We start from the raw sequence: 17,029 nt of genomic DNA, 5'->3' as shown, positions 1-17,029 counted from the left end.
GCCGATGACGAGGATCTGAAATGCGCGGACCATCTGCGGCGCGAAACGATGACGAGCGGACGACGCTGCGCCGGCTGGCGCGGTTCCGTTCGATGTCGCTGCTCTGCGCGATGCAGATGGTCTTCCTGCCGGTGTTCAGCGTCCGCGTTCAAGCGCAGACGGCGAACGTCATCGTCCCCGATGGACGGACCGGGACCAGCCTTCAGACCTCCGGCAGCGTCACCAACGTCACGACGTCGACGGTCTCGGGCAACAACGCCTTCAACTCGTTCTCGCAATTCAGCGTCGGGCAGGGCAATACGGTCAACCTGCAACTGCCGACCGGGACGCGAAACCTCGTCAACATCGTTCGCGACGCGCCGGTCTACGTCAACGGCACGCTGAACTCCTACATGAACGGTGCGATCGGCGGTAACGTCTATTTCGCCGACCCCAAGGGGTTCGTGGTCGGCCGCAGCGGCGTGGTCAATGTCGGCAGCCTCAACGTCTCGACCCCGACGCGCGAGTTCACCGACAGCCTGATCGGTCCCGGCGGCGCGATCAACGGCACGGCGGTCGGCAATCTCATGGCGGGCTCGTTCCCGGTCTCGCCCGACGGCAACATCCGCATCTACGGCCGCGTCAATGCCCAGGACGGCGTGCGCCTGACCGGGCAGAACGTCTTCGTCGGCGGCGCGACCCAGCGCGATATCGCCAATCTCGACCACGCCGCAAAGTTCGCGGCCTCGGTCAATTCCAAGGGCCTGCGTAGCGCCAGCTCGATCACCGTCAGCAACGGTTCGATCCATATCGGCGCCGTCAACAACGCTCGCGTCAACGGCCGGCTGACCGCGCACAGCAAGACCTCGACGCCGAGCAACATCACGGTGCAGGCCGGCAACAACATCGATATCGGCAAGAACGCCAGGCTGAACATTGCCAGCAAGACCGGCGATGCCGGCGAGATCCGCCTGAAGGCGGCCCAGAACCTGACTGTGGCGGGCGGGGCCAGGTTCAACGCCAGCGCGAAGACCGGCAATGCGGGCCTGGTCGATTTCAGCGCGAACGGAATCATCGACGTCGGTCAGGGCATCAAGGTCAAGCTCAGCGCGGAGAACGGCAAGGCGGGCACGTTGCTGTTCGATCCGATCGATCTGGTCGTCGGCGATGCCGCCCAGGGCGACACCGGCGTGACGCTTTCGAACAGCTCCATCGCGGCCGCGCTCGCCGGGCTCAGCGCCGGTGCCAACTACCTCATCCAAGCCGATCATTCGATCACACTCGCCGCACATGCAGTGATCGATGCCCGCCGCCTCGACGGCTCCGGCCATTCCACCGGCAACGCCAACAACGTCATCATCGACGCGCCGAACATCGATATCAAGAATGGTGCGCAGATCCTGGCGCAGTCGGTCAATTTCGGTGGGACCAGCTACACCGACGGCAACGTCACGCTGACGGCAACGGCGAGCGACATCAAGCTGTCCGGCCAAGCCACCGCCGCGACGTCGATCACGGTCGACGGCAAGATCACCGGCGGCATCATCTCGATCTCCGCGACCTCGACGGCGGTATCGAGTTTCCTGAACGGTTCGGTGGCCGGTGATTTCGCCCTTGTCGGCTCGACACTTGCCGCCTCGCTGCTCGGGCTCAACGGCGGCTATGTCGCGGCAAGCGCCACGGCGACCATCAACATCAACAGCCATGCCGACATCAACGGTCGCGGCGATGTCACCATTTCCGCGCATGCCACCGAGACCGCGTCGGATCCGGCGGTCGCCAGCACCTTGCTCGGCAGCCTCACGCCGGTCGCGGCCGGTGTGGTCGTCGGCAAGATCGACGGCAACGTCACGACCAATGTGGCCTCGGGCGCGACGATCAACGCCGGCGGCAACCTCGAGATCAAGGCGCTCAACGATGCGACCATTGCCGTCTCCGCCCTCGCGGCATCGACGAGCGCGCAGATCGTCCCGACGGTGGCCTATTCGAAGGGCTCGGTGACGACGACCGCCAACGTCGAGACGGGCGCGCATCTTGCGGCGGGTCTGGTGAATACGAGCGGCAGCACCCTGAAGGTGCGCGCGATCAACAACAACTCGTTCTCGACCAGCGCAACGTCGGTAGCGGCGCCCGGGACGGGCGCGAGCGGCGCCGTCGGCGGGGCGTTCGCCATTAGCGACATCACGACGTCTGCGACCGCGACGCTCGGCGCATCGCTCGGAACCGACGTCAATAACCGGATGAACGGCTCCGTTCTGGTCGAAGCGACGTCCGACACCACAAGCAATTCCACGATGGCTTCGTCCATCGCCGGTCTGCCCGCGCTGATTGCGGCGATCGAACGAGGACTGCGCTCCGTCACCTCGCCGACGTCGATCATCAGGGACCACATGGGATCGCTGGTGCCGCTAAGCTTCGATTTCAAGGTCGCAGGCGCGCTGTCGCTGGCCAACAGTGCCCAGAGCGCGACCGCTGCGATCGCGCAGAATCCGAGTGGCGGCGCGCCGAGCATCTATGCCGGCGGCAACGTCGCTGTCGCCAGCAACGTCATCGATCGCGGCGTTCGCAGCAATGCAACGTCCAGCGCGATCACGAAGGACCCGGTGTCGGGTGAGAGCACGGCGATCAGCGCGGCCGTCGCCTGGGGCAATTTCACGCATAATTCGAACGCCTATATCGGCGGCGGAACGCTGATCAACGCGGCGAATGTCGCTGTCGATGCCACCACCGAGATGCCGATCACCAACTCCTGGCTGAAATGGGACGGCCTGGGCGCCGTGCTGAGCCACCTGAACGGCAATCTCGGTGTCGGCGGCAACATTCTAACCAGTTACGCCAACGCCACTGCGGATGCCGGCGATACCATCGGCATCGCCGGCTCGTTGAACCATTTCGTCGTGAACAACAACACGACGGCCTGGGTCGCGGGCGGTGCGAACCTGACCACGACCTGCGCGGCCGCGGCTTGCGGCAGCGGCACCGGCTGGTCGGTGGGCATGGATAATGGCGACGTCCACACCTACAACGCCAGCCTGCAGGTCGCAGCGACGACGACCATGGCGTCGATCGACGCGGCAGGCAATGTCGGTACGCTCGGCTTCCTGTCCGGCAACACGTCGGGCGGCTCCGCGGTCGGCGGCGCGCTCAATCTCGTTCAGTTCAACACCAAGACCATCGCCGGCATTTCGGACGGCGCAACAGTGCGAGCGGCGGACGATATCGCCGTCAACGCCATCACCGCTGATCAGTTCATTGCCGTCGCCCCGACGTCCGGCAAGGCTGCGGGCGCACTGGCGCTCAACGGCATCACCGCGCTCGGTTTCCTCAACAACACGACCCATGCGTCGATATCGAGCCAGGCAAGCGTGTACGCTCCGACGGTCGGAATCCTGGCGCAGCAGGACCTATCGGTCATCACGCTGGCCGGCGCAATGAGCCGGAACACCAGCGGCGGTTCGGCAGTCGGGTTGGCGGTCGCCTATCTCGGTGCGAACACCGACACGTCGGCCTATATCGGCGACAATCATTCCGATATCCGGCCCGGTCCCTTCAGCGCCGATGATCCATTCGCCGGCAATGGCGGCGGCAGCGGGGCCGTCAACGTCGACAATCTCACGCTCAGCGCGACCACCTCCGGACGCATCACGACCGCCGCGGTCGCGGCTTCGATCTCCGAGCCGCAGGCCTCCAGTTTCTCGGACAAGGCGGGAGCCGCCGGTGCAGGTGCGACCGGCGGGGCCGCCGGCGTGGCGACGGCCGCGAGCAAGATCGGCTCGACCTCGGGATCGAGCACTGACGGCTTCAGTATCGATCTCGCCGGCAGTTCGGCGATCGGCGACGTCGCGCTCGGCACCAGCGCCTATATCAGGAACACGACGGTCAACAAGTACACGACGGCGGGCACAGTCACGACCAACACGATCGTTCAGGCACTGAACGACACCATGCTCAACAGTGGTTCCGGTTCGGCGGCGCTCAATCTGGCCGGGGCATCCGCCCAGGGCGCCGCAATCGGCGGCGCGATCGCGGCGGCGATGTCGAACAACGCGACGCTCGCCTACATCTACGGCACCACCCTGAACAACCAGAGTTCGGTGACGGTGCAGGCGCTCAATGGCGGCTCGGAGACCGTCGTCGCCATCGGCGTGGCGGGATCGAAATCCAATGCGGCGTCGCTGTCGGCGTCCGTCGGCATCATCACGGACAGCGCCAACGCCTATATCGAGAGCTCGACGATCACGGGGCAGGCGAGCGGCGTCAACCGCGCGCTCGAGGTGGACGCCTATCAGACCACGAACATCGCGATCGGCGGCGGCTCGCTCTATATCTCGGGCGGCCAGGCCGGCGTCGGCATCGGGCTGACCTATGCGTCGATCGGCGATCCCACCGGCGGCAACGCGACCGACGCGCATATCCGCAGCACCTCGATCTCGAACTACGACTCGCTGCTGGTGCTGGCCGACAGCGCCAGCGTGATTGCGGCCGGCGCGGCTTCGGGCGGGGCGGGGTCCAACGGTCTTGCCGGCGCGGTCGTCGTCAGCGAGATCACGCCCACCACGACGGCCTATATCAACAGCGGCTCGACGGTGAGCATCAATGTCGGCCGCGTGACGGTGCTGGCGGACAGCGGCGCGGTGTCGGCGCTGGACACTGCGCTCGGCAATCTCGTCAAGAAGTCGAACAACAATCATCTCGCCACGGACACCTGCACGGTCGCCGGCGGCACGGGCGGGCAGAATTGCATCGACTTCAGCGCGGCTGCGCTCAACGACGGCACGGGCAACGGTCCGGGCGCGAGCATCGTTTCCGTCGCGGGCCTGATCCAGGCCGGCAAGAACAATGTCGGCGCCTCGATCGTCTACAACACGATCGCGACGACGCATTCGGCCTCTATCGCCAACGTGCTGATGACGGCCGGCAGTAACGGCACTGTCAGCGTGAGCGCGGTCGATTCCTCCAAGATCCAGGCGGTCACGATTGGCTTCGGTCTTGCGACCGGACAGTTTGCGGGCGTCGGCGGCACGACGATCAGCTCGATCGCCAACACCGTCTCGGCGGCGATCGGAAACAATTTGTCCAGCACGACGCAGTCGAGCGTCACGGCCAAGAACATTTCCGTCAACGCGACCGACAATTCCAGCATCACCGGAACCGCCGCGATCGCCGGCGCCTCGACGCAAGGCAGCGCCGCGGGCCTCGCGCTGGTCTACAGCAGCATCGCCAATAATGTCAGTGCCGGCGTCACCGGCTCGAAGCTGACGGCCTCGGGCAGCGTTGCCGTCGGTGCGAACTCGAATTCCAGCATCTCGACGGTTGCCGTCGGCGTTGCCATGTCCTCGCAGGTCGGCCTCGCCGGTTCGGTCGCCACCAACCTGATGGGAACGAACGTCACCGCCAGCATCACCGCTGCCGGCACCAACGGTATCAACGGCGCCGACGTCACCGCCACCAACAATGTCGGCGTGATCGCCGGCAATAACGACAAGGCGGCCGTGTTCGCCGGCGCCTTGTCGATCAGCAAGGGCGCGGCCGGCGGCGCAGGTTCGCTGGTGACCAACCAGATCACGGGAACCACCGCGGCCTATATCAGCGGGGCGAACACCAAGGTCGATGCGCTCGGAACCAGTTCGTCCGATACGCTGTCGGTCAACAACGGCACGCTCGTCCACGCGTTCGATCTCGGCACCGCCCACGCGCCGACCGACACCACGCCCGACCTCTCCGAGAACCAGGACACCGTGCGCGGCCTTGCCGTAGTCGCGAGCTCGCACCAGGCGGTCGTGACTAACGTCGCCTCGCTTGCTGCGAGCTCCAGCATCGCCATCATGATCAATCCCATCACCAACGTGATGAGCGGAGCAACGAGGGCCTATATCGATAGCGCGGCCATTGACACGCGCCTGGTCTCGTCGACGCTGGCGCCGCAGATCGAGGTCGCCGCGTCCAGTTTCTCCTATTCCGGCGCGTTCGGTGCCGGCATCGCCTACGGCAGTAGCGGCGGCGGCGGCGCGACGATCATTTCGACGACGATGTCGCGCGAGACCTTCGCCACCATCACCAATGCCACGGTCGGCGGCGTGCAGTCGTCGAGCGCGACGGTCGGCGCCGTCACCGTGAAGGCCAATGCCGAGCAGGATGCCTCCTCGATCGCCGTCGGCTTCAACACCGGCTCGGTCGGGCTGAACGTCTTCCAGGCGACCACGGAAGCCTATGTCGACGGCGGCGCGCTGACGGCCGCGTCACTGACGGTGAACGCCACCAACAACACCGGTATTTTCTCCGCGAACGGCTCGGGCGCCTATGGCAGCCAGGCCGCGATCGGCGCGGCGTTCCTGGTCCAGGTCTCCTCGAACCGGACTCTGGCCTATGTCGGCGACGAATTCCACTATCAAGGCAACAGCGCCGCACACACCACCGCGCTCAATTTGAGCGGCGCGCTCGACGTCGAGGCCACCACCAAGAACCGTTTCCAGGCCTATGCGATCGGCGGAGCGCTCTCGACCGGCACAGCGGCGATCGCCGGCATGGCCAACATCGAGGTCGCCAACAACACCACCATCGCTGGCGTCTATGACACCACGCTGCAAGGGGTGACGGGCGGCACAGCCGGCGCGGTGACGATCAATGCGAACGAGGACGTGGCGATCAAGGAGATCGCGGGTGCGCTCGCGGTCGGCGCCAGCGGGGGAGGCGTCGGCGTCGGCGCAGCCGCAAACGTCATCGTGTTCAAGAGCCGGACCGTCGCCGAGAGCTGGAACAGCAATCTGAACTCGTCAGGCGCGATCAACGTCAATGCGCTCAGCACCAAGGAGGTGCTGTCCTACGCGGTCACCGCCGGCATCGGCGGCAGCGTTGGCATCGGCGCGACCGTCGGCGTCATCATCATCGGCACCAACACCGCCGACGCCGACACCCAGGGCCAGCAGACCGGCCAGCTTAATCAGGGCGGCAGCGGCACCATCGCGTCCGTGAACAGCGGCACCAGCACCACGCATGGCAGTGGCGCCGTCGCGAGCGGCACCGCCGGCAATCCGAACAGTGCCAATGTCAGCTCGACCTACGACGTCAGCAATGTGCTGAGCGGCGGCAGCGACGTCGTGGTCGCGCAGATTGCGGGCGGCAACATCAGGGGCTCGCAGGTCAATGTCGGGGCGACCAGCGCCAATGCGGCCAAGATGTATCTGCTGGGCGCGGGCTTTGCCAAGAATGTCGGCATTGGTGCCGGCATCGGCTACACCAGCGTCAACAGCACCGTGCTCGCCAATCTCAGTGACTACGGACGCAACGGCTCCGGCGTGCTGGTCGCCGCGGATACGCCTTTGGCTGTCGTGGCGCCGTCAATCTCCGTCGCCGCGGTCGTCCAGGACGCCAACACCGGTCCCTATAGCGGCAAGACCATCGACACCGAGGCGATCGCCGGCGGGGCAGCTCTCTACTTCGGCGCCCAGGCCGCCGTGGCGGTCGGCAATGTCACCAACACCGTCACGGCGCTGCTCGGCGGCAATGTTAACGGCACCGGCGGGACCGGTGCTGCCGTCATGGCGCAGGATTCCACGACCCAGGTGGTCTTCACGGGCGGCGTCTCCGCCGGTGCCGCGGCCGTCGGCGCTTCGGTGGCGACGGCAAGCCGGCACAGCTCGGTCGCGGCGCGGGTTCTTGACGGCGCCACCATCAACACCTCGCAATTGCTGATTGGCGCAGCCGGCGCAGGCACCTTGAGCACAACGGCAACCGCCCTCGGTGGCGGCATTATCGCCGGTACAGGTGCGGATGCGGAGGCCACCGAGAACTCCTCGGTGCTGGCCGAGATCGGCGCCAGCGCCTCGATCACGACGTCCGCGACCGGGATCGGCACGCTGGTGGCAGCGGCGATCGCGCCCAACCTGTCGAGCGAGGCGATCGGCGTTTCGGTCGGCGGCGGTGCCGTCGGCGTCGCCATCGCCCAGTCGACGGTCGGGGCCACGGTGACCGCCGATGTCGGCGACGCCGTCAGCTTCTCGGGCGGCGCGCTCGACGTGAGCGCCAAGGCGCTGGTTCCGACCAGCGGGACGACGACCTGGGCCAAGGCGCTCGCCGGCGGCGGCGGCTCGCTGATCGGCGCGCAGGGCAGCTACGCCAAGGCCTCGCAGAACGCGACCGTCAACGCCTATGGCGGAACGGGGATCAGGCTGCCCAACGCCAACGTGACCATCGAAGCTGAAAACGACAGTGCCCAATACGCCGAGGCAACCGGCCTTTCGAGCGGCTTCCTCGCGCTCGGCGCTACCGTCGCGCAGACCTCGTCCAGCGCGCACACTTTTGCCTTTCTGGGTGCGCCCGCGGACATGGACGTCCTCAGCCACGGCAATTACACGGGCGTCCTCTGGATCAAGGCCACCGGCACGGACACCAATGTCTCCAACGCGAAGGTCGGCGCGGGCGGCACCTATGCCGGCGCGGCGGCGGTCGCCACCACCGGCTCGACCGCGGTAACCAATGCGCGGTTCGATGGCGGCTCGACCGACGACACGCTCTATTTCGGCGGCTTCCGCATCGATGCCAAGCACACCACGAATTACCTCGCGAGCGGCGACGCCTATCAGGCCTCCACGGCCGGCGTGTCTGCCGGCAAGACGAGGAATGACGTCGATTCCACCACCACGGCGGAAGTCGGGACGCATCTGATCATCAACTCGGCGGCCGGCGACATGGTCGTTATCGCCAACGACGTCGTCAATCAGGCTGGCGGCGGTGCGCGTTCAGGCTCGGGCGGCTCGTTCTCGGGGGCGGCCGCGCTCAGCGAGTCCTATGTGACGCAGAACGTCACCACTAATATCGGCGCCGGCACGGTGCTGAGCCTCAACGACGATCCCAGGACCTCGACGGCCGTGATCAACATCGAGGCCTACAACACACTGAACACCAACGACACCGCGAGTCTCGCCACAGCCAGCTTCTTCGCCGGCGGTGGTGCTGAATCCAACATGACGGCGAATGCCACGCTCGCGGTCAACATCAACGCCCGTGAGCTGTTCAGCGCCGGCAAGATCTATGTCGGCACGGCGGCCAAGATGGCGGCGGCGAACAACGCCAATGCCAGCCTCTATGGCGCGATCGCGGGCGTCGGCGCCAGCACCAACAGCTGGGTTCACGCCAACCAGTCCGTCAACGTCGGCGCCAACGCGAAGATCGTGGCCTGGCGCGACATCAACATCTATGCCGGCCTTGCCGGCGACGGCAGCGTCTTCAGCAGCGTGCAGGCGACGGCGACGACGGTCGTCTACAACAACACTGCCATTCCGATCTCGACCCTGTACCGCGGCACGGCCAATGCCGACGACACCACGAGCCTGACACTCGCGTCCACCTCGAGCATCCTCGGGGCGCGCGACATCTATCTCGGCGCCACGCAGGGGCAGGTCACGGCAGTCGGCAACGGCAGCAACTACAACCCGTACCTGGACATCTTCAGCGCCAAGAACAGCGACAACCACAGCCATACCAGCGGAACCGGCGATGTCGCGCTCAACGGCCTGGTGGTGGCGGGCATCAACAACGACGTGACGATCACGATCCAGCTCGGCGCGAGCACGCCGACGCTGAGCACGACGAGCCCTTACTCCGCGCTGACCCTCGAGTCGGTCGCCGACGTCAACCACTTCAGCCCGGTGATGAGCTGGAACCACCAGACGGTCCAGTACGCCATCGTCGGCAACTTCAATCCCTACCAGCTGGTGGTCAACCAGCTGGCGTCGCTGACCGGCCTGACCGAGGCGCAGGTCCGCTCCCAGCTTGCAGCGGCGACGCCGACGTCGCCCGCCAGCATGTCGCCGTCCGGCACCGATCCGACCGGCGACATCCAGCGCCAGATCGACACGCTGATCAAGCAGGCGCCGTTCACCTCCGACGCGCCCGGCAACGCCTTCGCGTTCGGCGACATGCTGGTGTCGGCCGGCAACGTCTCGATCCTGGCGCAGAAGCTCACCGGCAACAGCGGCACGAACCCGGCCGCGCCCGCGGTCATCGCGCGCAGCTCGCCGTTGATCAAGATCGAGAACAAGGGGCTCGACTTCATGAGCCTCGGCAACCTCACGGTCACCGATGTGACCGGAGGCAACATCACCTATCGCCAGACCGACCATGTCGACCCGGATTCGCACTCCAACGTGACCTTCACCGCGATGCCGAGCGCCTCGCCGACCATCGACATCTCGGCCACCTACAACCGCCTCGATCCTGACAGCGGCCAGGGCATCGACCAGAACGGCAACGTGCTGACCCGCACGCCGGACATCTATTTCAATGGCGCGGTCAGCAACGCGAACGGTCTGCTCAAGATCATCAACAATCTCGGCAGCGTCGTCGCATCGCAGTCGCTCAGCGCCGCGACCGTGCAGATCGTCGTGCCCAAGGGCACCTTCACCTTCCTCGGCGGCATCGGCAGCTTCTACGACAGCGGCAGCGCGGTCACCTCGCAATGGGCCAGCACCGAGAACAGGCCGGAAGACGCGCTGACGGCGGTGATGACGGCGGCGACCTATCTCGGCGCCTACGGTGACTACTATACCGCTCCACATATCGGCTCCGGAGCCGATCATCCATACTTCTATTACTGCTGCGCCGACGGCAGCCACGGCATTTATCAACCCGTCGGCAACGCCGATGCCAGCACGATCTTCACCGCGCGCATGCTGATGACGTATTACGACGGCACCTCGCTCTATTCGTCGATCTTCCTGCCAGTGGGCAGGGGTACGCCTGGGAACACCAGCACTCCCGATGCCGGCAGCGTGCCTGACGTCGCGACCCTCAAGATCATCGAGGGGCAGTCGCAGGACTCGACCAATGTCGTGCTCGCGCAGTGGAAGAAAACGACTTATGACGGCCGAAACGTTTACACCGATAGCGGTCCGTACAAGACGCCATTCAACTGTGCGTCAGCCTGCGACAGCTCGGGCTTCTTCCAGGTGATCAACATCCAGCCGGATGCGATCACGCCGAAGACCGCGAATTCGCCGGCCACCGCGACAGCCTCCCGGACCATCACCGGCCAGGCGGTCATCATCTCGGCGTCGGTGATCAACATCAACGGCACCATCCAGGCCGGCTCGAGCAGCAATTACTCGGTTAACATCGGCGCCGCGGCGTACGATGCCATCTATGGCAGCAACGGCCTCAAGAACCGCAACGGAGGCGCAGACTTTGCTGCGGCCCAGGCCAATGCGCGGAACGGCGTCTACTACGACGTCTCCGGCTCCGTGACGGCGTCAGCCAGCGGCGACGCCAAGATCGGGGTCGGGTACAACGCTCTCACCGACCAGCTCATCTTGAACGGCGTGGCGCAGGGCGCCGGCGGCTACGTCTATCTGAACGGCAAGATCATCTCGACCTCGACCGACAGCACCCAGACCCAGGGAAACATCGAGATCAAGGGCGGCGCCGGCACGGTCACGGTCAACAACACCAGCGGGCTCCAGCTGGTCACCAATACCATCAATACCAGCGCCACCGCCCAAAGCGTGGTCGAGATCGTCGATCAGCTGAAAGGGAAAACGACGTGGTGGGTCTACGATCCCAAGGCGGCGAGCAACCAACAGGTCTCAAAGTACGAGGTCAATAGCGTCAACGCGGCCGCGATCGACCCGTCGATGCTTACAGCCAGGACCGGTACGGCAGGCATCCAATACGCGACGCAGGAGAACATGCTCTATCAATGGGTCGACACTGCGACCCTCGATCGTCCGACCACCAGCACGCAGTTCGACTACGGCTGGCAGTTCACGCCCAATCAGGCCACCGGGGCAAACTGGACCACCACGACCAGCCTGGTTTCGGGCGTGCAGAGCACCAACTACCAGAAGGTCACGACCGCCACCGGCAGCTATCACTGGGCGGGCGGCGTGAACCCGGACGGGAGCCCCGTTGGACTCAACACCCACTCCAACGCGTGCTGCGGCGCGGATGCCCAGTACAACTGGTACCAGGCGATCTATGATCACCTGACGCTCTCGCTGACCAACACGGTCAAGGCGTCGAACCCGATCAACATCAAGTTCACCGGTGGCAGCAGCAGCGACGTCGTGGTCAATTCGACCTCCGGCATCGTCATCAACGGGTCGATCAACAACCAGCAGGGAACGACGACGCTGGCCGCCACCGGCGTCAACTCGTCGATCACGGTCGGCGCCAATGCCAATAACCCGGTGATCTCGGGCACGAGCGTCTCGCTCCGGGGTGACGGCGGCATCGGCACGCTCGGCACCACCAAGGCTCCCGTCCAGGTGCAGCTCTATGGCGGCAGCCTGACCGCCAGCTCGATCGACCGCGACATCGCGATCTCGGCCGTCGGCGCGCTGTCGATCAACCAGGTGAAGGTGAATTCGGCGGGCGCCACGCCGCAGGGCAGCGTCTTCCTCTCGGCGACCGGCGACATCAACTCGGCCGCCGCCTACAACGTCGCGACACCCGTCGTGATCGGCAAGAACATCGAGATCAACTCCACCTCCGGTGCGATCGGCGCGACGAGCGCCGTCGTCAACAACGCCTCCACCCTGACCAACATCAATCCGCTGGTGATCCAGGCGACGGGGACGGTGCAGGCGGGCGGCGCCGTCGATGGCGGCGTGCTCGACAGTGCCTCGGCAACCGGTACCTACATCATCCAGTCCAAGGGTGATCTGCGGCTCGGCACGATCCAGTCGACCGGCGGCCCGGTCTTCCTGGAGGCCGCCGGCTCCGACGGCAACCAGGCCAGCATCCTGAACGGCCGGGCGGCAGTCGGTCTCACCCAGGCGCAGAGCCAGCATCTGCAGGACGTCTGGGCCAGCCTCGACCTGCTCAGCGGCAACGCCGCCACGAATGCCGTCAACAGCTATCAGTCGATGGTGACGTCAGCGTACAACGACTATTTCCAGCTCAAGAACATCGCCTTCCCGAACGGCAGCACCTACGCCCCGACCTCGGTGGGGCAGACGGTGCTGCGGGCGCAGGTGGCGGCCAAGCTCGGCATCGACCCCGCGAATGTCACGACGACGCAGATGAAGACCGAGGCCACGACGCGGTTCCTGCGGGATCAGTTCCTGCTCGGCAAGATCACCACCGACGAGCTCAAGACCTCGCTGACGAGCCTGCTCGGCACCGCACCTTCGGATCCGCTGGGCACGCTGTTCGGCAGCTCGTTGTCGACGACGTTGTTCACGAAGCTGTTCGACGGCGTCTCGACCGCCAACCAGCGCATGCCGACCAACACCGCGCTGCAGACCGCGCTGAACACGTACAATGCGAGCTACAGCTACACGCTGGCATCGACCGAGCGGGTCTATGGCATCATCACCGCGGGTGCGCAGTGGACGCAGAGCCAGCTGGCCTACACCGTCTCGTCGTCCTCGATCGGCGCAGCGCCGCCGCCGATCGACGAGAACGTCGTCGCCAATGTCAGCGCCAACCAGATCATGCTCTACGCGCCGCGCGGCTCGGTCGGCAATTCGGCGGCGCCTCAGACCTTCACTTTCACCAGTGTCGATGCCTCCTCGCTGACGACGGAGCAGCGGGCATTGCTGTCCTCGGCCGGTCCCGGCCAGCTCACCGTCGGCGCGGTGACGGACCCGACGACCCATGTCACCACTTATACAGTCAGCCTGTCGCAGCAGAACCTCGTCGTCGTCGACAACCCGATCGCGATCTCGGCCAAGGCGCTGACCAATGTCTATCTCGGCAGCAAGAACAGCCTCGCGCTCGGCGGCGTCACCGCCAATTACGGCCCGATCACGGCCGCCCAGGCCAACGGCATCCAGGTGACCGGCCGCGGCGACGTCAAGCTCGACGCCGTCAGCAACATCTCCGCCAATGTGGCCGGCGCCGTGATTTCAGGCGATATTGCCAACCTGACCCTGATTGCCGAGCGCGGCAATGTCGGCGCGCCCGGCGCGGCCGGAAGCAATCCCGTGACCAACGCGAACGCGCTTCAGATCGCGTTTGCCGATCCGGGCAACGACCAGCTCGACCAGGTCTCGTCGGCGCAGGGCATCTATGTTAAGCAGACCACCGGCGATCTCATCCTCGGCAACATCGCCGCCGGCAATGCGATCCAGCTCGCCGCGACCGGCAGCATCTACGCCGAAGCCGGCTTCACGGACCGCTCCGCGATCCACATCCTCGGCACCGACCTCGACCTGCGCGCCGGCGGCAGCATCGGCTTCAACGGCTCGACCTTCCAGCCGCTGCAGGTGAACATCTCCGGCGCGGTGACCGGCTCGGCGGTCGGCGATCTCAGCATCCTCGCGGTGACCGGTGATCTCGCGGTCGGCACCAGCGGTCCCTATGGGGCGCTGACGGCTGGCGGTGCGTTGACGCTGAACGCGGCGCGCGGCGCGCTCACCATCAATACTGGCATCACCAGCGACGGCCTGATGCAGCTGCTCGCCAACCGCGGCATGACCTTCGCGGCCGGCACCAGTGCGGCGCCGGTGGTTGCGACCAGCAGCGCGGACGGCGTGACGCTGGTGGCTTCCACCCTGTCGATGGGCGCCTATTCGGCCGTCAACGCGGCCGGATTGATCTCGGTGACAACCACGGGCGATGCGACGATCGGCCAGCTGAATTCGTCGCTGTCCTATGCGGCCGCCTCGAACACCCCGTCGATCATCGTCACCGCCGGCGGCGTCGCCTCGCTCGGCGCGATCATCGACAATGCCGACGGCCAGACCAAGTTCATCGCCTCCGGCGCGGGCGCCGAACTCGCGCTGGGCGCCTCGAACGGCATCGGCAGCGCGACCGGCCGGTTCACCGTCAGTGCCGCGCGGCTGTCGGCGAGCGCGAGTGCCGGCGACATCTACGTCAAGGTTCTCACCGACACCGAGGTGAGCCTGCTATCCGCGCTGAAGGGCAGCGTGGACATCATCGGCACTGGCGGATTGACGCTCGACCAGGTGATGGCGGGCACGGCGACCGGCGCGAGCGGATCTTTCCGCGCTGTGGCGAACAATGGCAGCATCGTCATCGGCACCGCCGACAGCAGCGGCTCGCAGACGATCCACGCGACCCAGAACGTGACGTTCAAGTCGCTCGCGACCACCGGCAATAGCGGCGACGTCGGCAACATCAATGTTACCGCCGACAACGGCTTCATCCTGGCGCAGACGGTGACCTCGGGCGGTGTGACCACGCTGGGCTCGGTCTCGGCCCATGGCTCGGCGACGCTGCTGGCGGCGACGACGATCACCGGCAACACGCTCGCCGCCACGACTGGCTCGGGGCTGCTGACGGCCACAGGCCCGATCAACTGGAATACGCTCAACGTCGGCACGACGCTGGGCGCGACCGCGGGGCAGGGCAGCATCACGTTCCAGACCGCGCAGAGCGGGGGGACGCAGACCATTCTCGCCCGCGACAATGTCAGCTTCAACGCGTTGACGGCGACTGGCGTCAACAGCGATGCCGGCAACATCAACGTCACCGCCGACACCGGCTTCATCCTGGCGCAGACCGTGACCTCGGGCGGCGTGACCACGCTCGGCTCGGTCTCGGCCCACGGCTCGGCGAGCTTGCTCGCCGCCACGACCATCACCGGCAACACGCTCGCCGCCACGACCGGCTCGGGCCTGCTGACGGCTAATAGCGGCCCGATCAACTGGAACACGCTCAACGTCGGGACGACGCTGGGCGCGACGGCGAGCCAGGGCAGCATCACCTTCCAGACCGCGCAGAGTGGCGGCACGCAGACCATCCGCGCCCACGACAACGTCAGCTTCAACGCGTTGACGGCGACGGGCATCAACGGTGATGCCGGCAGCATCAACGTCACCGCGGACAACGGTTTCATCCTCGCGCAGACGGTGATGTCAGGCGGCGTGCCGACACTCGGCTCGGTCTCGGCCCACGGCTCGGCGAGGCTGATCGCGGCGGGTACCAACACCGGCCATAACCTCACGGCCTCGACCGGCAACGCAGTCCTCAGCGGCACGGTCGTTCATTGGGACAATCTCAACGCCGGCGGCACGCTCGACGTCACCGCGACGACCGGAGGGATCACCGTCGGCACCGCCATCAGCGGCGGCACGCAGACCCTGCATGCCGTGAACGACGTCGTCTTCAGCCAACTCACCACGACGGGGATCCCCGGTGATGCCGGCGATCTTAACATCAAGTCCGACACGGGCTCGCTCCGCGGCGGATCGATCTCCGCGCACGGCGACACGCATTTCGATGTGGTCGGACCGGTCTCGCTCGACCGGATCAGCGGCGACATCGTCAAGATGACCTCGTCGGGTGATTTGACGATCAACTGGGTCAGCGTCGTGCGGGAGCTCGACCTCGCGGCTGATACCATCAACGTCAAGGGCGAGCAGATTCGTTCGAACCCGGCGGTCCCGCTGATCCTGAACGTCACCGGCTATAACGGCGGCGTCGCGAAGTCCGCCAACATCTCGATCGATCCCGACCACATCATCGTCAACCAGTTCAGGGTGGTGGACGCGACCTTCTGGACCGATGCGCCGGCTGTCTCGATCCTGAACGGCTACGTGCCGGGCCAGCTCATGCTCACCACGGCGACCCAGCAGATACTCCTGAACAACCGTACGCCGGCGCCGTCCAATTGGCCGACGCTCCAGCTCTACCAGCCGGGCGGCGTGTTCACGATGAGCCAGACCGGCAACGCCAATATCAGCAACGCCTATGTGGTGTTCTACACCGGGGACGTCTCGGCGACCGTCACCAATTACGGCCCGACCCACACCTGCTGCAATGTCTTCACCGGCGCCAGCATGGCGCGCAACATCTCGGTCGACGGCGAGGGCAAAGAGAGCATCGAGACCTGGCTCGCGAAGAAGGATGGGGGGACGTTCTACCTGCTCGGTCTCTCCGGTCAGGCGCGGCTCGATGCGCTGCTGACGCCACGGCCGGTCGAGGCCGTCGGGTCCGGCCCCGCCGTCAACATCGAAGGGCTCAGCGACATGCGCAAGCTGCACCAGAAGGGGCAGCGTGCGGGACGTCCGGGCTGGAAGGATGCGGCGGTTGAATCGGCGAAGCCGGCCGTTGGCCGTCTCGCACAGGCATGGTAATTGGATTCGGG

The 17,029-nt window shown here is 66.0% G+C and carries 1 protein-coding gene; it reads left to right on the top strand.

The annotated features are described in order from the left end of the window. Positions 1 to 20: 20 nt before the first annotated feature. On the top strand, positions 21 to 17,018 hold the full coding sequence (locus BM190_RS15570; protein ID WP_092256227.1) for a leukotoxin LktA family filamentous adhesin: 16,998 nt from the start codon (positions 21 to 23) through the stop codon (positions 17,016 to 17,018). The last annotated feature ends 11 nt before the right edge of the window (positions 17,019 to 17,029 follow it).

Source organism: Bradyrhizobium sp. Rc3b, assembly GCF_900114915.1.
Classification (GTDB): Bacteria; Pseudomonadota; Alphaproteobacteria; order Rhizobiales; family Xanthobacteraceae; genus Bradyrhizobium.
This window is presented reverse-complemented; position numbering and strand designations above follow the sequence as displayed.

Excerpts from the sequence above, each read along its gene's own strand:
- BM190_RS15570 (WP_092256227.1), top strand. The coding sequence starts at position 21 with ATGCGCGGACCATCTGCGGCGCGAAACGATGACGAGCGGACGACGCTG.